Consider the following 18,286-nt stretch of genomic DNA (forward strand, 5'->3'; position numbering starts at 1 on the left):
GGAAAGAATTATGATCAGCTCAACCGCTGTGCTTGAGAATCGCCAAGGGGAGCGTGGTCAGCTACCCGACGGTCGCTTATGGCAAATAGCCTCCGGAGGGTATCGTTGCCAGTCAAGTGCGGAGGCGTATTTTCAAGTTGAATATATTCCCGGGAGGGAGTCCTCTCGCTTTATTTTACCGCACGGTGATATTCAACTCACGGATTTGGACCTTTGGTTTGACTGGCTCTTTGCGCTGAATCCTGCTCTGCAAAAGGTAGATATTGTCCAGGTGGATACCATTGTAAGCCGGGTCTCCCGCAGTGGTTTTTATCAGCGCACAGAGCTTTGGTATCGCGGTAATAATGGAGGCAAGCTTCCCTTGCAGTGGGTGGAGAATGAACAAGGGGTACGTCACCCCCTTCGTGCACACCCGCCTGAAGGGGAAGTCTATCGGCGTTATTTTCACACACTGGGGATGGATTTTAGTCTGCGTCACCTGGACCCACAGAAGGATTTAGCGCGCTTTACCGATTGGATGAATCAGGAGCGTGTCGCGCAGTTTTGGGAGGAAGAGGGCGAAGCAGAAAAGCAGCGGAAGTTTATCGATTCCGTAATTCAGGACCCTCATAAACATCCGCTGATTGCGTGTTTTGACGATGAGCCCTTTGCTTATTTCGAAATTTACTGGGCTCTTGAAGATCGGATTGCACCCTACTACGACAGTCAGTCATTTGATCGAGGTGCCCATATGTTGGTTGGCGATCAGCGCTTTCTGGGCAAGCGTTTTGCCCAGGCTTGGTTTAACGGTGTTTCCCATTTTATGTTTTTGGATGATAAACGCACCGAAACCCTGGTAGGAGAGCCTCGTGCAGATAACCGTGCGCTACTCAAATATATCAATGGCACCTTTGGCTGGAAAAAAATTAAAGAATTTGATTTCCCGCACAAACGTGCGGCTCTGGTGATGTGCAAACGGGATGAATTTCTACGGAATATGGGGGGAGTATGAGCGGCGATCAATATTGGAAGCAGGCAAATAGAGCCCTGCTGGTCAAGTCACTGGCCGAGCTTTGCTACGAGCAGGCACTCACAGCAACGGCAGAACAGAACAATCAGTTTTCTGTAAATCTTGCGACGGGAATTATCTACCGTTTCAAGGGGCAGTTAACAATTTGGGATTGGCTGTTGATTGACGCACAGAGTATCGAGCGGGTCGCCGGCGGAACGGTAACGTCCGCTGATGATGCGGCACAGTTTTTTATCGATGCTTGCCAAGACCTGGAAGCCACCAGTAGCACCCTGGGCAACTTGCTGCACGAGCTCGCCAATACTCTGGTAGCCGATGTTGCCCTGTTGCAAAAGCGTGAGTCCCTCGATGCACCAGCTTTGGCCTCACTACCGGACGAGCAGCTGCAGTGCCTGCTCGACGGTCACCCCAAGGCCATGGTGAATAAAGGGCGTATCGGTTGGGGAGCGCAGGAATTTAACGCTTATGGCACAGAGGCTGCTCAGGGCGTACGACTCCTGTGGTTGGGAGTTAGACGGGAATTGGCCGTCAGTGGTAATAGCGATGCGTGGGATTGGCCACAATTGTTAGCCGAAAGCCTGAATGAAACGCAACGGCGGCAGCTGGATGAAGCATGCCATGCAAAAGGGGTTGATTGGCAGGCGTTTTTGCCAGTGCCGGTGCATCCCTGGCAGTGGCAGCACCATATTCGCCAGCACTATGCCCAGCAGATCAGTTGCGGCGATTTGGTCCTGCTCGGTGAATTTGGCGATGACTATTTGCCTCAGGTTTCTCTGCGCACCCTGTCGAATTTGGCGCGCCCGCGCGCCCTGCATGTGAAATTGCCCTTAACGGTGCTCAATACTTCTTGCTACCGGGGAATTCCAGGGAAGTTTATGCGCTGTGGCCCCGCGCTGTCTGAGTGGATGCAGCAACTTTGTGATCGCGATGCGCAGTTGCAAATGCGTGGCACCGGGATTTTACAGGAAGTAGCGGGATTGCATGTACCGCACCCCTACCACGAAATGATTGATGGTACTCCTTATCGCTACCGCGAATTGCTGGGGGCCACCTGGCGCCAGAGTCCGGCGAGCTTGTGTGCGGAGGGGGAGCGCCACCTTTTGATGGCTGCCTTGCTGCAGAGAGATGCCAGTGGTAAATCTGTCGCGGCGGCCCTGATTGCAGCTTCTGGCCTTTCAGCGGAAGCATGGCTGGAGCATTTATTTGACGCCACAGTGGTGCCGCTCTATCACCTCCTCAGCCGCTATGGCATAGGCCTGGTGGCACACTCGCAGAATCTGACCCTGGTATTGCGTGATGACAAAGTAGTGCGCGTACTGCTAAAGGATTTCCAGGGAGACCTGCGCCTAGCCCAAGGGGATTTCCCGGATCGTGCCGACCTGCCGGAAACAGCTGCGCAAGCGCTCGACCAATTGCCGGCCAATTATATTATTCACGATCTGTTTACCGGCCATTTCGTCACAGTGCTGCGATATCTGTCTGCGCAATTAATGACTGAGAGCGGCTTGCAGGAATTGGATTTCTACGGGGTTTTGGCTCGGGTGTTGCGCCGTTATCAAGAGTCCGCGCAACAGGATAACGCCCATATGGCAGAGCGTTTTCAACAATTCGATTTATTCCGCCCCCATATTGAGCGCGTTTGTATTAATCGCGTACGCCTGCGCCAGGGATACGACGATAGCGCCGAGCGCCCGGTCCCCATTGTCGGTGGAGACTTAGCCAATCCCCTTTGGCTCGCTGAGCAAGAGTTACAACAACATCAACTACAACCAAAAACCGCTGCCGCTTTAGAGGCTTAATCATGAGTAATTTCCTAGATCTCGCCGGTATCGGAGCCGGTCCCTTCAACTTGGCCGTTGCCGCTTTAATGCGGGATAAATCCTTGAGTCATCGCTTCTTTGAAGCCAAAGCGGAATTTTCCTGGCACCCGGGGTTAATGCTGCCGGGCGCTATGATGCAGACCTCCTACCTTAAGGATTTGGTAACACCGGTAGATCCCACCAATCCCTGTAGCTTTCTCGCGTATCTGGTGGAAAACAAACGTTTTTATGATTTCCTCCATGCGGAACAGCGCACTGTGACACGGCGTGAGTTTGCCGATTATCTGGCTTGGGCTGCGCGCCGTTTGGACTCTATCCAGATGAGCAGTCGTGTGCAAAGCGTAGTGGATAATGGTGATTTCTTTGAGCTGGATGTTCATGGGCCGAATGGCCGTGAACAAATTCTTGCCAAGAATCTATGCATCGCTGCGGGTAAAAAGCCAAATATCCCTGAGTGCAGTCGTCCACTGCTGTCTGATAATTGCTTCCATGCACTGGAAATTGCCCTGCGCAATCCGGATGTAAGTGGTAAGCGCGTCGCCGTTATCGGTGGTGGGCAGACGGGAGCAGAAGTAGTGATTAATCTTCTGGGCAAACAATGGGGCCGCCCGCAACAGGTCACTTGGGTCTCCCGCCGTAGCAATTATTTGCCACTGGATGAAACGCCTTTCACTAATGATTGGTTTACCCCAGAGTATGTTGATGTTTTCCGCCAGCTGAGCCCACAGCGTCGTGAGCAGGTTGTCGCTGAACAGAAGCTGGCTTCCGATGGAATTTCTCCAGATACCCTCAAGGAGCTTTACCAGCTCTTTTATCGCCTTGTCCATCTGGAAAAAGATGCTGAACGTGTGGCATTGATGCCCAATCGCGAGCTGGTGGATATGTCTCACCGCGGCGACTACCAGTTGCAGTTGGAAAACCATTTGTTGGGTGATGCTGACGGTGCCGAGTGGATTAATGCTGACGTGGTAATTTTGTGTACTGGCTTGTGCGAAGCGCTACCACCGTGCCTGGCGCCTTTACAGGAAAGAATCTCGCGGGATGGGGAGGGGCGCTTGTTACTTGATGATGCTTTTGCTGCAAAACTGTCTGGTGATGAAAGTGGGCGCCGACTCTATTTCCTCGGTACCGGTCGCACCAGTCATGGTATTGCCGAGCCGCAGCTGAGTCTCTCTGCCTGGCGCGCCGCGCAAGTGGTTAATGATTTGCATGACAGTGCTGTGTATGACAATCAGCAAACCGGTAACTTCATGAAGTGGATTACTTCACAAGCTCCGCAGGTAGCGGTAGCTTAACGCGATTGTTCACGCCATTAAGGTTTGTGTGATTATCGATTCCTCGGCCGAATTTTTTGCTGGAATGCCCAGTAATGGATTCGGCCATGAGGAAATTATTGTTGATGGTTAATCCCGGATTACGGATTTCCTAAGTCACTTTAGATCACTTGGTAATATCAATAAAAATACCCATGTGATCAGTGACTGCCGCAGCCATATTTGTACCATTCACACTAACGGCGGTGCTTTGTGAGATATAGTCCACATTAATGGTTTTGATTGTCGCCGTATTGTAAACGGCCACATCATACTTTTTACTGGCAGTGCTATTGGTGCCGGAAAAACTGCGCTGGTATGCGTCTGATGGTGTCACTTCATTACCGGAGTGCGCATCGAGAAAATCATTCCCCGTCGCTTGGCTGAGTACAGTGGGTGTAAAACGGGTACTGCCCTGGTTGGTATCCCCCATTACGAGATCGATACCGCCGTGCCCCTGTTGGAGGAGGAAATTATTGATGTTTTGGTAAAAAAGCGTTGCCTCCCCTTCATTTCTGGCAATCCTATTGGGAACATGTACAAATACAGCATTGACGTTACCGGTCTTAATCGCAATCCAACCCATACCGGAATTGAGTATCTGGTGTTGCAAGGTATTGGCTGCATGTACACTAAAACTGTTACAGGCCATTCCGGTAGATCTCGCTCCCACTAAGCCTCCAGCGTGCTGCTGCATGGTGCTCCACTCGCTGTTGGAGCCATTCATCTCGCCATAAACCAATAGATCGCAGGGTTTTCCGAAGGAGCGATAGAGGTGTTGATGGGTTTGGCGCGCCTTGCCTTCAATCATACTGAGAAATTGACTGTTACTGTGTTGCCCCCTGGCCATATGCCCCCGCGGTGCTTGTGCTACCAGTTGGGCCGGGCCATAAATCGGAACATGAGGTTCCACACTATCGGCAGTAGGCATGACCAAATGCCAGGAGTCCTGATTGGCGGCTTGATGGTTATGTGTCACACGAGTGAAATGTTGGCTGTTGGAGGCACCAACGCCGTGATTGGTACTGGCGCTCGAATTTATGGACTGGTAGGCAAAGGTTGGCATATTGGCCACTCATTTTTATCAGGTTATTGAGTAAAGTTATGTATTTAATACCGTTTATTAATAAGGGAAGCCAGTATTTCTTTGGGGATTACACTCTAGGGCGTAAAGCCTAAGATTCCTACGGACTGATTCGGTTGGCTTTTTTGCGTTATTCCTGTCGGTATTCACAGGCTGAACGTCGTTTGCGATAACTTTGGCATTTCTCTACAGCAATTAATCAAGTAGGGGTATAAGCTGGGGATTAAAAATCCGGCACAAGAATGCGTTTGTGCAGGCTGCGCCGAAGTGGCCGAAGTGGCCGAAGTGATGGCTACACTCTGGTCAATCACAAACCTGGGATTGGCTTGAAGATGTTTTCAGGTTTTTAGATCTTTACTTCCGCCGATATGGGCTTCTCTATTTTTACGTTTTCCACTGTCTGTGCAAGCAAATGTTACCTGCTGTAATTTTCTGTTTATCCTGCTCCGCGATCAGTGGGTACATCAATTTCATAAAAATGTATTTTAAAAACGCTTAATAGGCGCCCCAATTTTTTGCTAAATGTGGCGCCAAAGCCGGCGTGCGCAATGCTCCTTGTGCAATACTTTTTGGGTACTGAACCGTCGGTCTGGTGCATGCAGTGAGCAGGGAGGAAATCTGTAATGCGTTTAAATTCAACCCTTGCACAAGGGCGTTATCACTACAGTTGTGACGGGCGAGAAATGCCTGTCCAAGACAGTTGGCAACTGGGATTTGATGCTCAGGGTCGCCGCTCTCTGGTGAGCCAGAGGCTTGTGGGTGATCAGGGCTTCGGCATAGAGGTCTTTGCGGTATTAAGCCGCGGTTTGGTGAGTGAGTGCCAATTAAATTGGCGTGATGAGGTCGATGAGGTCAGTGCCAATTATCATTTATGCCCTGCAGAGGGGCATTCTCCCCGGTTAGGCGATGAAATAGAAGCCAAGTGGAGCGGACCCAACGGTCCACAGGCGTTGCGATTAGGTGGGGACAACCGCCTACTGTTTCCACTGATGCGGGTATTTATGGGGCCTCTACTGAAAACACTGGTGAAGCACCGGGAGGGCCTGGAAGTGGTCTCTCCTGATATCGTTGATCCTTCCCAGCGAGGCAAGTTGTTGGCTCCGAGGATCAGTCATCGTACTGCGCGAGTCATGGCGGGAGATTCGGCAAGCCAGCGGGCGCAGGATCTAGGGCCAGATATCAGCGGTTATATCTACCAGGGGGACGAGGCGGAGCGTGATGCCCACTGCTATGTGGACAACCGCAGTTTGTTGGTCGGTTATGATTGGCCCTCCAGCACCGGGCGCCTGTGGCAAGTTCGCCTAAGAGACCTCGAGTGGTCGCCCAGTCTCACCAGTCTGCTCTTCTAATATTTACCCTGGGTTGTGTTCACTTATGTCCCTGAAAGTGAACACCCCTACTATATCGGCCTTGTGAATAATGATTATTCGTTGGCGCTTCGTACATAAGGGTGCCGGTTGAATTTTTCACTTCAAAAAAACCTCCAAAATACGTACTTTTTCTCACTCTTTTGAACTTTCCAATCCCAGTGGGCATCCTAGGATGCTGGCTGTAACAGGGCTTTAAGAGAGTGCCTGGAAAATGATATGGCGGGATTTTTACAGTACTGCAGTGTAAGCTTGCGTCACTTTTGTGCTTATGGGGGAACCATTTTGCCTTTTATCAAATCCAGTCCCCGATGGGGTATGCCACTGGCGATCACACTTTTTGTGACTTCTCAGTTAACGTTTAACGTCGCCTTTGCCAGTATCGATGGGGATACAGAGGTAGAGATTCAGGAACTGGACCAGGAGTCTGAGCAGCAGCAGGAACAATGCTTACGCGAGCAGTTGCTGATCTCCTCCGCCGATACCACATTGCGCGATATTCGACTGCTCTGTGCCAATCGCTTAAGGGCGGATCTGGGGATAGAGGAAGATTTTTTTGAAGTCGATCCGGTGGTTGAAGCCTATTCCGAGGAGCTGCCCACCGATCAAGTGTTACTCGGGGGACGGGCTCAGGCTATTCGCGATGCCGCCAGTAACCCCTTTACCCTGGCCTCCCACAAAACCAATTACATCCTGCCATTGACCTACAATCCATCCCCGGAAAAAGGGGGACTGTCCGATTATGAAGGCAAAGGTTCCGACCTGGATAACCTAGAGGTGCAATTCCAGTTATCGGTTCAGGTACCTGTGTGGCGGGGTTTTCTGGGGAGCGCTTCATTTATGAGTGTGGCCTACACTAACCGCAGTTTTTGGCAGGCCTATAACTCTGATAACTCCTCGCCATTTCGTGAAACCAACCACGAGCCGGAGCTGATTTTCACCTGGCTCAATGATTGGAGCCTCTTTGGCTGGCAGAATGTGGCCAACCAGGTCGCTTTTAATCACCAGTCCAATGGGCGCAGCGAACCCTACTCGCGTAGCTGGAACCGGGTATACGCGAACTTTCTGTTCGAGCGGGATAACTTTTCCCTCGGTGTTAAACCCTGGTATCGCATACCGGAGGAGCGCGAGGATGACGACAACCCGGATATCGAGCACTACCTGGGGCATTTTGAACTGAGTGGGCGCTATCGCGACGGCGATCACACGGTGGCGATTATGGTGCGCAATAATTTGCGCTCGGAAAATCACGGTGCGGTTGAGCTGACTTGGGGTTTCCCCCTGGGCGACCGGGTGGATGGTTACATCCGTTATTTTAATGGCTATGGCGAAAGTCTGATCGACTACGATGAGTCTGTTCAGACTCTGGGCTTTGGTTTTACCCTGGCTCAGGGATTCTAGCCCTCATTTAGAGATAGAATCGTCAGATCAATATCGGATCGTCAGGGATGGGATCGATGGGATTTGAAGACAGCTACCGGCTCAGCGCACACGCGGTAATTACCAATGATGCGGGTGAAGTCCTACAGTTGCTGGCCACCTATGCCAATCGCAGCTGGGGACTTCCCGGCGGTGCTCTCGATCCGGGAGAGACCATCCACGAGGCCCTGCGGCGCGAATGTCGGGAGGAGCTGGGTCGTGAGGTGTGTATCGAGTACCTGAGTGGTGTTTATTACCACAAAGTTTATAACTCCCATGTGTTTATTTTTCGCGCTCGCTTTGATGACAGGAGGCATATCTCCCTGTCGAATGAGCACTCTGAGGTAGCCTATTTCCCTCTAGAGCGGCTCCCCGAAGTACAGCGACACAGGGTCAGGGACTGCCTCGAATTCGACGGCAGTGTGCGCAGCGCAAAGTTCTAACTTTCCACTCTTCCTTGGCAATAGATCTGGTCGGTCAGCTTGCTTTTGGCGAATATCGCCAAAAGCGCTGTCGTCGCGGAATTCCGATGCCCTCTCTATTAGTATTTGCCCTCTGGTTTTTCACCCAAGAATTCCAGATCCTCCGCGATTGTCGGGGGACTAAATAAAAGTTAATAAAATCAAATAGTTGAATAATTAAAGCGGCGGCCCCCGATAAGTTGCGGGCTATGCTGGTGGATAAGAATATGGGTTTGGACATGAAGATGCCTGAATTGGGCAACCTGAAACACAGCGCACAGAAGCTGGAATGCCATGTGGCGCTGGTGAGTGCAGACAGCAAGTTGGCGGGAGACTGGGTCAGCGCCCTGAACAGCACCGCAGCTTTGCATGAGAATCCCTTCGGCCTGGTTTTTGAAGCGGTGATCCCCGCAGATGCGGAACAGCTGGCGCTGGAAGAGGGGCGTCTACAGGCCGTTATAGTGGATGGGGGTACTGATGCCCAGGGCCTGGAAGCTGCGGATATGCTCGCTGACCAGATTCATGCACTTCGCTCTCAACTCAATATTTTTCTGGTGGCGCAAAGCGATGTCGCCGGTGGTACGCCACTGGCAGGGAAAAGCGGCGTCAAATCACTGACCAGTCTGCGCAGGCGCTTCGACGAACTATTTGACCGCCGTGAGGGCAACTTCAACCATATGTTCCGTCTGGTGCAGGCATTTATCGCCCGCCGGGCCTCCACTCCCTTCGCCGATACTTTGAAAGAGTACGTATTCTCCGCGCGCGATGCCTGGCACACACCGGGCCACTCCGGAGGGGACAGCCTGCGCAATAGCCCCTGGGTGGGGGATTTCTACCGCTTTATGGGCGAACACGTTTTCAATACGGATTTGTCTGTCTCGGTGCAGATACTGGACAGCCTGCTGGAACCACACTCGGTGATCCAGGAAGCACAAGATCTGGCCGCCCAGGCCTTTGGTTCGCGCCACACTTTTTTCCTGACCAACGGCACTTCCACTGCTAACAAGGTAGTGATTCAGCAGATCCTCGGCGGTGGTGGCAAGATTATTGTCGACCAGGCCTGTCACAAGTCGGTCCACCACGCGATAGTGATGAATCGCTGTGAGCCGGTTTACCTGAAGTCGGTACTGCACCCCGAATTCGGTATCTACGGCCCGGTGAAGCGCTCCGATATCGAGGCGGCCCTGGATGAGCACGGCGATGCGCGTCTACTGGTCATCACGTCCTGCACCTATGATGGCCTGCGTTACGACCTGAAGCCCATCATCGACTACGCCCATGAGCGGGGCGTTAAGGTGTTGGTTGATGAGGCCTGGTTTGCCCACGGTTTCTTCCACCCTGAGCTGCGTCCCACCGCGCTGGAGTGTGGCGCCGACTATGTAACCCAGAGCACCCACAAGATGCTATCGGCGTTTTCCCAGGCCAGTATGATTCATGTGCAGGACCCGGACTTTGACGAGTTCCGCTTCCGCGAAAACCTGAACATGCACGCCTCCACCAGCCCGCAATACGCCATGATCGCCAGCCTCGATGTGGCGCGAAAGCAAATGGCGATGGAGGGTTATGGGCGTCTTAAGCAGTGCTTACAGATGGTGGAAACTCTGCGCCGCGCAGTGAATGAAACCGGTGTATTCCGCGCCCTAACCCGTGACGATCTTATTGCCGAGCCACTTGCCGGCGACAATATTCGCTTGGACCCCACCAAGGTGACCATCGATATCTCCCGCAGTGGCTACTCGGGTAATGAGATGCAGATCAAGCTGTTCGACCAGTATGGTATCCAGGTGGAGAAGACCACCTACAATACCATCACGGTGTTGGTGACTCTGGGCAGCACCGAGAGTAAATTGTTGCGCCTGATTCATGCGCTCAAGCAACTGGCGAGCAATACCCATAAGCGTATTCATGTGGGTACTCCGCGTCGACTGCCGGAGTTTACCCGCTTTACCTGTCTGCCGGCAGACGCCTACTTTGCCGAGACTGAAGAGCTTCCGTTAATGGATAACGGCGTGGATGCGACGCAGAACCTGATCGGCCGCACCAGCGCCGATGAGATTGTGCCCTACCCACCGGGTATTCCTGTACTGGTGCCTGGTCAGGAGATTTCCGCGCAGATTGTGCAGTACCTGCAACAGTTATTGCAGGGGCAGAATACTACGGAAATTCACGGCCTGATTTTCCGCTCCGATGAACCCATGTTGCGTGTGGTCAGGGAAGTACCTGGGACCCTGGAAGCCACAGGTAAAAAATCCGGCGGCAAAAAGGCAAAATAGACCCCACGAGCTATCCGGCATGGAGGCCGGTATGTTTGATCAACCAAGGACGGTATTACTTGCTGGCGCGTCAGGCGACCTGGCCCGCGCAATAGGCGCCGAAATTGTTCGGCGCTATCCCGATATAGCGCTGCTCACGTTGAGCCGCGCTGCGGTGGATCGGGTGCCGGGGCACGCCGGTGAGCGCCGGCACCTGACGGTATCCCTTGCGGACGAGCACTCGATTCAATCGGTCGAGGCCTTTCTCTCTGAATTTTCCTCTCCGCCCGACTGGGTAATCAACTGCTGTGGGCTGTTACACGATAAGTTCCATGGTCCGGAAAAATCCCTGGCCCAGTGTGAAGATGACTGGCTGGTACAATCCATGCGCATCAATTTGCTCACTCACTTGCACCTGGCCCAGGCATTGGATAGGAAGTTGCTGCGCAAGCAGCCGCTGCTGTGGGTATCCCTATCTGCCAAGGTCGGTAGTATCGGCGATAATGAGTTGGGCGGCTGGTACAGTTACCGTATCAGCAAGGCGTCGCTCAATATGTTGATAAAAAACCTGTCTATTGAATGGGGGCGTCGACTGGAAAGTAGTTGTGTGGTGGCAGTCCATCCGGGAACCACAGATACAGTGCTCTCCAAACCTTTTCAGGGGAATCTAGCACCCGGTAAACTCTATAGCCCGGCACTGAGTGCCGGGCGTATTGTGGATGTAGTAGAACAACTGGCGCCGGCCGATAGTGGCAATTTGTTTTTTTGGGATGGTAGCCGCTTGCCCTGGTAGGCAGTCAGGGAGTCATCAGGCCCGGCCAGGTGTCATCGTCGGTTGTTCGTGGATATCCGTTATACGCCTGATCCGAGGTGATGGAATAGCGTATATAGCGTTGATTTTTCAGGAAGAAATAAGCGCGAATAGAGTTCCATTGGTGGGCCGCAGTAATCTCTGATGCATAGGCGCCGAGTCCCGGCCAGGTGTTGTCATTGACAGCTTGAGGGTAACCGCTGTCAAGCTGATCTTCTTCCAAGTCATAGCGTAAATAATTCCCATCATTGAGAAAGAAATATACTTTATTATTGGGCCACTTCAGGGCTGCGCGAATTTTATTGGCGTAGGTGGCCATACCCGGCCAGCTGTTGTTATCAACCAACTTTGGGTAGCCGGAATCCACGCGATCTTTATCGAGATCGTAGCGTAAATAGCGCCCATCATTTAAGAAAAAATAACCTTTTTCGCTACTGGTTTTAAATGCGGCAACAATAAGGTTGGCATAGTCTCCCAAACCAGGCCAAGTGTTATTATCCGTTGTGCGTGGATAGTCGCTAGAAGCCCTGTCCAGGATTTTTTTATAGCGTACATATTGATTGTCGCTTCGGAAATAGTAAGCACGCGAACCGCTCCAATCGAGACCGGCGATAATGTCCAGAGCGGATTTTCGCAGAGCGACCGGGGTATTGTTATACACAAATACATAATCGAGGATTCCCTGGGCTTTTGTGCGATCGGTCCAGCTCTGTAAACTCGCATCCGTTACATCAATAAGCTGATCATTTTGGTAAATCTCAACTGGACCGCTATCCATTGAATACCATTGAATCGTTGTATTATTGGTCGATATCAATTTACGTATGCCAGGGCTACCAATCAGTGGATTACCATCCAGCTTCCAGGTCGTTTTTAGGTCGATATCCATAAAACGGAGCACCGTTGGTGCAATCGAAGTTTGTGCGGCATGGCCATAAATCCCATCAAAATCTTCATTGTGGATATCCTCAACATATTCACTGTGCTCGGCATTCAATGGCAGGTTACTGCCGATAAAAATAGTTTTCTCACTGGTCGTTTGTGATCCGTGTCCGCAGCCACGGGAATCACGGCCGTGATCTGTGGTTACGAGTACCAACCATTCCTCCCCGCGAGCAATACGTGACTCGACTGCATCTAGCAGCATACCCAGCTGAGTATCGCTTGTGTGAATGCTCTCGTTATAGCGATCGCCAAAGCAAGAGCTATGACCGGCACCATCGGGATCATCCAAGTGCAGGAATAGGAAATCTACTTTGCCAGAAGAAATCTCCTGCACTCCGCGAGCGGTGACATCCGCATCGGAAAGGCCACTTAAAACCAGATCGGCCTGCGCCAGGTCAGCGGTAAAGAAGTTGGTATTGATAGGGCTCCAGTGCGATAGGCTGCCTACCCAAAGGTTATTGTCCGCTTCTTTAATTCGCTTGAATAAACTTGGAAATATAGCATTTGCTTGGCCAGAGTCATTGGTGGCAACTTTGTGCTTGTCCACCCAAACTCCAGTAAGAATAGTGGACCAGCCAGGTCCACTTTTAGTATCTTGCTGGTTGGGGGTACCGTTGATGCCACCGGTATAGGCTTTGTGTAAAATTAATCGGTCATAATTGGGGGTGTCTAAGGCCTTTAGCTTTTCGTACTGTAGCCCATCAACGCCAATAAGAAGTACCTTCTTATTGTTCTGGGCAAAAACGTACTGGGTACTGGAAACCAGCATGATCCACAATAGGCAGGAGATGAGCCTCTTCATATCGAATATCCTGTATTTTAAATTGTATCTGGCCTAGACCAGATTTATTAGGATAGACAATGGTTGTTAAATGCCAATGAAGGGGTTTTGACTGAGATACTGCAAAGAAAAGACGGTTAATTAAAAGCGAACAACTAACCGACCCCCTTGGGTAAAAGCCAGAAAAAAGTAGCAAGACCGTAAGGGAGGGAATTACTGGGTGGCGACTTCCATTTCTATGGCATGAGGTAGCCAGTATTCAATATTGTAATCGACCAAATGCTCACTGGAATCAAAGCGGAGTCGTATTATTTTCAGGCTTAGGGCGCCAGCGGGAATGCCAAGGGGCTCTGCACACTGTAATTCCAAGTTGGCAACCTGAATGGTACAGCGCTCATGAGTAATAGTTACCGCGTAGCGATCTTTTAATATTTCTGTAACCGATCCCGATAAATCGGAGTCAGATAATCCAGAAAAGCGCTCTGCGGGAAGATAGCTTTCTTCTACCATAACTGCCCGCTGGTCTAGGTAGCGTACTCTTCGCATCTCAAAATACTTAGTGCTTTTACTGGAGCTAAAGACCGAGTAAATAGCGCGGCGTACGATCAGTTTGCGAAATCCCAGCACATTGGTGGTGGGGCTGAACCCCTGTTGCCAAGCCATGGAATTAAAATTGACCTTTTGGGCTGGATTCATTACGAAGCGATTTGGGGCAACAAACCAGCCACGCCGATTTTGACGGTAGATCAGCCCCTCTCCCTCAAGGCGGTTTAATCCGTCGCGCAAGGTAATACGCGTGACTTGCAGTTGCTCTGCCAGTTCACGCTCGGCGGGTAATTTCTGGTTGGCGGCCAGGCGACTATTAGTGATCAACAATTGAACATAGGACTTGATATCATCGTAACTGGAGGACACAGTACTTCTCTTGGGTTTGTTCTTAAACTTGGTCTTTAGCCTGGGCTACCGAAGAATTATTGTTGCAGGTTGATAGCCTATCAGGGGCGTTGTCCAAGGGCCAGCCGACGATTGATATCGACCAGTACAGGTTCAAGCTTACTGATATCGTCTATCAAGTAGTGGGCGCCACTATTCTCCAGTTTTTGATAGGCGCTAGTACGGTGACTATTTTTCTCTTCCTCTGAGAGCATCTGCCAGCTTTCCTGGGATAATCCTGAGGCGTTTCCGGAAAGCACCACTGCAACGGTCCACATACCGGCATTTCGCCCTTCGTGAATGCCTGCAGCGGTGTCATCTACCTTGACACATAGGCTGACGGAGGGGATTTCCATTTCAATAACGTTCTTCAATGCGGCGGCCGGTCCGGGTCTCGCGCCTACAGCTTCATCGGCAGCAACTACACAGTCGGGCCTCAGGCCCTGTTGTTGAGCGTTTGCCAGCATTCCCTCAATCATCATGCGGCTATAACCGGTGGTACTGCCGATACGTAAATTACGCTCACGCAAACGAACAAATAATTTGTCTGCCCCTGGCACTATTTGGCTGTGTTTATCAATTTCCTGAATTTGTATTGGGGTCAACTGACGATACAAATCGTCGATATCGGATTCCTGGGATGAGCGCCCGTACTCTTCTTGCCAGGCAGCTTGAATGGCTTCCTGTTGTAACATCCGGCGAATATGCTCTTTCTTCTCGGTACCCATTGGAATGCGGGTTTGCGCCTCATTGACAGAAATCCTCGCATCAGAAAAAACCTGTATAAATGCTTGCAGAGGAGCGCGAGAGCCAAAGTCGACTAGTGTTCCGGCCCAGTCGAGGATAACTGCTTTTAATTGTAGGGATTCCATGTGTTCTCTCTTTTAGGTGATGGATATGGAATTGAAACGACAGATTATTTATTGCGTACCTTTGCACAGACCTTTAGCCAATGATGAAAAGTGGCCATATCTCTTCCTGGAATCTTTCCGGCATCATCCCATTTGCGGAGGAGCAGGGCGTCTCTGGCGAAGGGATTTTGTAGAAAACCAATTTGCTCTTGATTGCTCATGCCTTCGCCTTGCTTTACCAGAGTGTTTCGGCTGGCTCTGGATAGCTGCGCTTCGTAATGACTATCCGTATTCTTAAGGAATCTCTTCGCCTGAACATGCAAGGCGATGGGTATGGTGACACTAGAGGGAAATCCCCACTTTTCGAGCAGAGCTGCGCCTATAAGTTCATGTTTGCAATAGCCCTCGGAATCTATACCGGGTAAGTTTTCCTTAATGGCGTAGAGATGACCGATATCGTGTAGAAATGCAGCCACAATCAATTCGTCAGTGCTATCAGTGTGTTCTGCCAGGGTTGCACACTGGATAGCATGTTGTAGTTGTGTACAGTTTTCCCCGAGTGTTAAATGACCGTACTGTAAAAACAGCTGACTTATTTCATCCACAACATCAATATTCATCGATAAGGCACTCTTCAAGAGGATTTTCTTCAAAAATATTTTTCACTACCCGCTCCATTAATGCGGGTCCAGTCGTCATGCCTTTTCCGCCAATACCGGTCACTAAATGGATATGCTCAGCAGCCGATTTGAGGAAGATACCTCGATTATTTTCCTGGCTGTAATAGCCATTCCAGGCCCTGGCTATATTGTAATGGGGAAGGTTGAGGATACGTTTGGCTTCAGCCATTATCAGTGTGTTGATTTCTTGTCGGATCTCATAGTCCAACGTGCCCGAGTCTAGGGCAGAGAAATACTCATGGGAGTCACCGATGATAAGGCTACCATCGGCAGACTGACGAAATAGCAGGTGGATTCCAAGTTTTTTATAGTCTGGATCGATCTGAGGTTTCGGTAAATTTTTATAGTTGGGACAGCTTTTGAAGGCCTCATAACGGCGTATAGTCAGGGCTGTTAACAAATTTCCTGGAACCTTGATCTTTTCGAAGGGCTGAGTACGCAACATTTGTAACTTACTAAGTTGCATTTTTTTCGTTTGCAATAAATGTGGAAACAAGTGGCTAAGTTGGTGGCCACAACAAATCAGTGCGCGCTCTGAGAGATGAATTTCTCCAGTTGAGCAGCGAACCCCAATACCGCTATGAACTTCTTCTACGGCAATTACCGGAGTGGCTTTTTTAAAGTGGAGGTTGGCCTCATCATCCAGGTGTTTCCAGAAATATTTCATCATTAGAGTACTTTCTGAACTCATTTCCTGTGGGTAGAGGAGACCACCGTGACAATAACCCTGGGCCAGGGGGGCAATACGTTTTCGGCACTGTGTGGGTGTAAGAAGCTTGGAGGTGTAGTCCGTTTCACAATTAATCTCGTGCATTTCCTCAAGGATACTTGTCTCTTCTGCACAAGAAGCTACATAGAGAGATCCTTGTTGCTTAAGTGCATCTGGCATTAATGATGTCAGCTCGCCATAAAGCTCTAGTGATCGCCGCCCCAGGTTACGCCATAAGTTCAGATTCATACCCGATGGCACTATTTGCCCAAAATTCCGTACCGTTGCGCCGTGAGATTTAGTACTGGCATCGATGAGCAATACCTTTTTTCCGGACTTGAGTGCATGGTAAGCGGCAAAGCTACCAAGCACTCCGGCACCGACGATGGCGATATCGAATTTCATATCTTGCTTATAACCCTTTTTACACTGGAGAAGTAACTAGCTCTGACCGTGGACAATGGTTACGGCGTAGGCGGCGGAAGGAGATAAGTGAGAACAGCATTAGCAGAATGCACGCAAAACCGGTGGCGTAGGAAAACTGCTGGGTAAACTGTAACCAGTTTAGATTTGGCTGTGCGAATGTTTTATACAGCATGACTCCAATACTGCCGATATAGCCTGAACTATCTGCCAGATAAATAACGAATCCGGCATTGCCAAGACTTTTGGTACAGGCGACTAGACGTTCAAATAATAAGCAGTTAAACGGAACATAACCGATATAGAGTCCAACATTTATAGCGATCATCCAGGTGGCGCCGGTTATAGAGCCCGTCTCGAACACCAGCGTTGCTGTAATGCAAGTAGCTCCCCCAATCGCTACAAATAACTGATTTAGCTGCAATGCACGATAGTTATTTCGTACAAAAATAAGTAGAGCCAGGGAGCCAAGTACCACCAGTGCAACAAGTAGACTACTGGTGAGGAAAATATGAGGTGTTTCACCATATCCCAGAGCTTGCCAGAGTTCAGCAGCAAAATTATCGGTGAAGTCGCGAAATGCGGTTAGAAATACATAGGTCAATATTAAGGCCAGCAGACCAAAATGCGTTTCATTGAGAAAACGGTTGCGCATCTCATCAGTCATTGGTGTTCTTTTTTTGCGTGCACTAATGTCGGCTTGGCTAGGTTGTGGGGTTCTACTGAGTGCAAGTGTAGATACCAGCAGGCCAGGTAAGAATAGTAATCCAGCCGCTGCAGGCATCCAGAGTTCTGGAATTTTCCATTCCAGCAGAAGATAAGCAGCTACCGCTTTTACGGCTCCTGAAGAGACGATTAGGCTAACACATAAAATAGCGCCTAGCGCTTCAGTAAGGCGACGGCCTTCCAGGTAACTGAACACCAACCCCCAGACCATTCCCAGGGGAAGGCCATTTAAAAAAAGCATGGCCACATTATAGGGAGCAGGAGTTATTGCGAATGCAACCAGGGCCAAGTGACTGGCAAGGACCAGGGCTAGAAGTAACCGGCCTCGCTGTAATGGACGCAACTCTGAGACGACCTTAATCCCGATAACTTTTGAAAATGTATAGCCTAGTAGTTGGGAAATAATCAGCGCGGTTTTGAAGTCGAGAATAAACTCCCAGCCTGGAATATCAGAATAGGAAGCGGCTGCAAAGGGCTTTCGAAAAGCATACATGCAGAAGTAAGTAGAAAAGGCAGCGATTCCAGAAAAGAGCAGTAGAAGCTGCTCGCTGATAAAATCTTTGCTGTAATTGGGTGCCTTTCTATTGCTGATATTTTCCATACTGTTCAGTAATCATATTCTGGTCTAGTCCAGATTCTAAAGGTTATCGATTAAACTTTTGTGACCGTATCTTTCTTAAATTCAGAAATGTTTGTCTGCTG

Annotated in this window: 15 protein-coding genes; 8 read left to right on the top strand and 7 right to left on the bottom strand. The window is 50.3% G+C overall.

What is annotated here, in order from left to right; all coding sequences use genetic code 11:
* Window positions 1-10: 10 nt before the first annotated feature.
* Genes ACCI51_RS16080 through ACCI51_RS16090 form a run of 3 tightly spaced genes read left to right on the top strand, consistent with a single transcriptional unit; the run spans window position 11 to window position 4,124 of the window.
* Window positions 11-991, top strand: coding sequence for a GNAT family N-acetyltransferase (locus tag ACCI51_RS16080; protein WP_371844480.1), 981 nt, complete (start codon window positions 11-13; stop codon window positions 989-991).
* On the top strand, window positions 988-2,808 hold the full coding sequence (locus tag ACCI51_RS16085; RefSeq protein WP_371844481.1) for an IucA/IucC family protein: 1,821 nt from the start codon (window positions 988-990) through the stop codon (window positions 2,806-2,808). Before ACCI51_RS16080 ends, ACCI51_RS16085 begins: the two co-directional genes overlap by 4 nt.
* A gap of 2 nt (window positions 2,809-2,810) precedes the next feature.
* A complete protein-coding gene (locus ACCI51_RS16090) occupies window positions 2,811-4,124 on the top strand; it encodes a lysine N(6)-hydroxylase/L-ornithine N(5)-oxygenase family protein (protein ID WP_371844482.1) in 1,314 nt (437 codons plus the stop codon).
* Window positions 4,125-4,269: 145 nt separating this feature from the next.
* On the opposite strand, the gene ACCI51_RS16095 is transcribed toward ACCI51_RS16090, so the two are convergent.
* A complete protein-coding gene (locus tag ACCI51_RS16095) occupies window positions 4,270-5,208 on the bottom strand; it encodes a hypothetical protein (RefSeq protein WP_371844483.1) in 939 nt (312 codons plus the stop codon).
* 641 nt (window positions 5,209-5,849) lie between these two features.
* Between ACCI51_RS16095 and ACCI51_RS16100 the strand changes: the two genes are divergently transcribed.
* From ACCI51_RS16100 to ACCI51_RS16120, 5 genes are all read left to right on the top strand, one after another.
* Window positions 5,850-6,575, top strand: coding sequence for a hypothetical protein (locus tag ACCI51_RS16100; protein ID WP_299585706.1), 726 nt, complete (start codon window positions 5,850-5,852; stop codon window positions 6,573-6,575).
* Between the two features lie 303 nt (window positions 6,576-6,878).
* Window positions 6,879-7,994: a phospholipase A gene (locus ACCI51_RS16105; protein WP_299585704.1), complete on the top strand. Its 1,116-nt coding sequence runs from the start codon at window positions 6,879-6,881 to the stop codon at window positions 7,992-7,994.
* Between the two features lie 56 nt (window positions 7,995-8,050).
* Window positions 8,051-8,455, top strand: coding sequence for an NUDIX hydrolase (locus ACCI51_RS16110; protein ID WP_371844484.1), 405 nt, complete (start codon window positions 8,051-8,053; stop codon window positions 8,453-8,455).
* Window positions 8,456-8,682: 227 nt separating this feature from the next.
* On the top strand, window positions 8,683-10,746 hold the full coding sequence (locus tag ACCI51_RS16115) for an aminotransferase class I/II-fold pyridoxal phosphate-dependent enzyme (protein WP_371844485.1): 2,064 nt from the start codon (window positions 8,683-8,685) through the stop codon (window positions 10,744-10,746).
* 31 nt (window positions 10,747-10,777) lie between these two features.
* Window positions 10,778-11,518 (top strand): SDR family oxidoreductase, encoded by a 741-nt coding sequence (locus ACCI51_RS16120; protein ID WP_371844486.1) that lies wholly within the window; start codon window positions 10,778-10,780, stop codon window positions 11,516-11,518.
* A gap of 4 nt (window positions 11,519-11,522) precedes the next feature.
* On the opposite strand, the gene ACCI51_RS16125 is transcribed toward ACCI51_RS16120, so the two are convergent.
* The 6 genes from ACCI51_RS16125 to ACCI51_RS16150 form a co-directional block, all read right to left on the bottom strand.
* Window positions 11,523-13,283: an alkaline phosphatase family protein gene (locus ACCI51_RS16125; protein WP_371844487.1), complete on the bottom strand. Its 1,761-nt coding sequence runs from the start codon at window positions 13,281-13,283 to the stop codon at window positions 11,523-11,525.
* 192 nt (window positions 13,284-13,475) lie between these two features.
* Window positions 13,476-14,177, bottom strand: a complete 702-nt coding sequence (locus ACCI51_RS16130; protein WP_371844489.1) for a UTRA domain-containing protein — start codon at window positions 14,175-14,177, stop codon at window positions 13,476-13,478.
* An 80-nt stretch (window positions 14,178-14,257) separates the two neighbouring features.
* Window positions 14,258-15,067 (bottom strand): phosphonoacetaldehyde hydrolase, encoded by an 810-nt coding sequence (gene phnX, locus ACCI51_RS16135; RefSeq protein WP_299585691.1) that lies wholly within the window; start codon window positions 15,065-15,067, stop codon window positions 14,258-14,260.
* A gap of 44 nt (window positions 15,068-15,111) precedes the next feature.
* Complete coding sequence (locus ACCI51_RS16140) at window positions 15,112-15,666, bottom strand: HD domain-containing protein (RefSeq protein WP_299585689.1); 555 nt, start codon at window positions 15,664-15,666, stop codon at window positions 15,112-15,114.
* Window positions 15,656-16,840, bottom strand: a complete 1,185-nt coding sequence (locus ACCI51_RS16145; RefSeq protein ID WP_299585687.1) for a TIGR03364 family FAD-dependent oxidoreductase — start codon at window positions 16,838-16,840, stop codon at window positions 15,656-15,658. Before ACCI51_RS16145 ends, ACCI51_RS16140 begins: the two co-directional genes overlap by 11 nt.
* A gap of 19 nt (window positions 16,841-16,859) precedes the next feature.
* Window positions 16,860-18,185 carry a DUF5690 family protein gene (locus ACCI51_RS16150; RefSeq protein WP_299585685.1) on the bottom strand — a complete coding sequence of 442 codons (1,326 nt, stop codon included), beginning with the start codon at window positions 18,183-18,185 and terminating at the stop codon, window positions 16,860-16,862.
* Window positions 18,186-18,286: the final 101 nt, after the last annotated feature.

This window comes from Microbulbifer echini (assembly GCF_041447225.1).
In the GTDB taxonomy this organism is placed as follows: Bacteria; Pseudomonadota; Gammaproteobacteria; order Pseudomonadales; family Cellvibrionaceae; genus Microbulbifer; species Microbulbifer echini.

Bases quoted from the DNA above. Each gene is read 5' to 3' on its own strand.
- ACCI51_RS16080 (WP_371844480.1), top strand. From the start codon at position 11: ATGATCAGCTCAACCGCTGTGCTTGAGAATCGCCAAGGGGAGCGTGGT.
- ACCI51_RS16085 (WP_371844481.1), top strand. From the start codon at position 988: ATGAGCGGCGATCAATATTGGAAGCAGGCAAATAGAGCCCTGCTGGTC.
- ACCI51_RS16090 (WP_371844482.1), top strand. From the start codon at position 2,811: ATGAGTAATTTCCTAGATCTCGCCGGTATCGGAGCCGGTCCCTTCAAC.
- ACCI51_RS16095 (WP_371844483.1), bottom strand. From the start codon at position 5,208: ATGCCAACCTTTGCCTACCAGTCCATAAATTCGAGCGCCAGTACCAAT.
- ACCI51_RS16100 (WP_299585706.1), top strand. From the start codon at position 5,850: ATGCGTTTAAATTCAACCCTTGCACAAGGGCGTTATCACTACAGTTGT.
- ACCI51_RS16110 (WP_371844484.1), top strand. From the start codon at position 8,051: ATGGGATTTGAAGACAGCTACCGGCTCAGCGCACACGCGGTAATTACC.
- ACCI51_RS16115 (WP_371844485.1), top strand. From the start codon at position 8,683: ATGCTGGTGGATAAGAATATGGGTTTGGACATGAAGATGCCTGAATTG.
- ACCI51_RS16120 (WP_371844486.1), top strand. From the start codon at position 10,778: ATGTTTGATCAACCAAGGACGGTATTACTTGCTGGCGCGTCAGGCGAC.
- ACCI51_RS16125 (WP_371844487.1), bottom strand. From the start codon at position 13,283: ATGAAGAGGCTCATCTCCTGCCTATTGTGGATCATGCTGGTTTCCAGT.
- phnX (WP_299585691.1), bottom strand. From the start codon at position 15,067: ATGGAATCCCTACAATTAAAAGCAGTTATCCTCGACTGGGCCGGAACA.
- ACCI51_RS16140 (WP_299585689.1), bottom strand. From the start codon at position 15,666: ATGAATATTGATGTTGTGGATGAAATAAGTCAGCTGTTTTTACAGTAC.
- ACCI51_RS16145 (WP_299585687.1), bottom strand. From the start codon at position 16,840: ATGAAATTCGATATCGCCATCGTCGGTGCCGGAGTGCTTGGTAGCTTT.
- ACCI51_RS16150 (WP_299585685.1), bottom strand. From the start codon at position 18,185: ATGGAAAATATCAGCAATAGAAAGGCACCCAATTACAGCAAAGATTTT.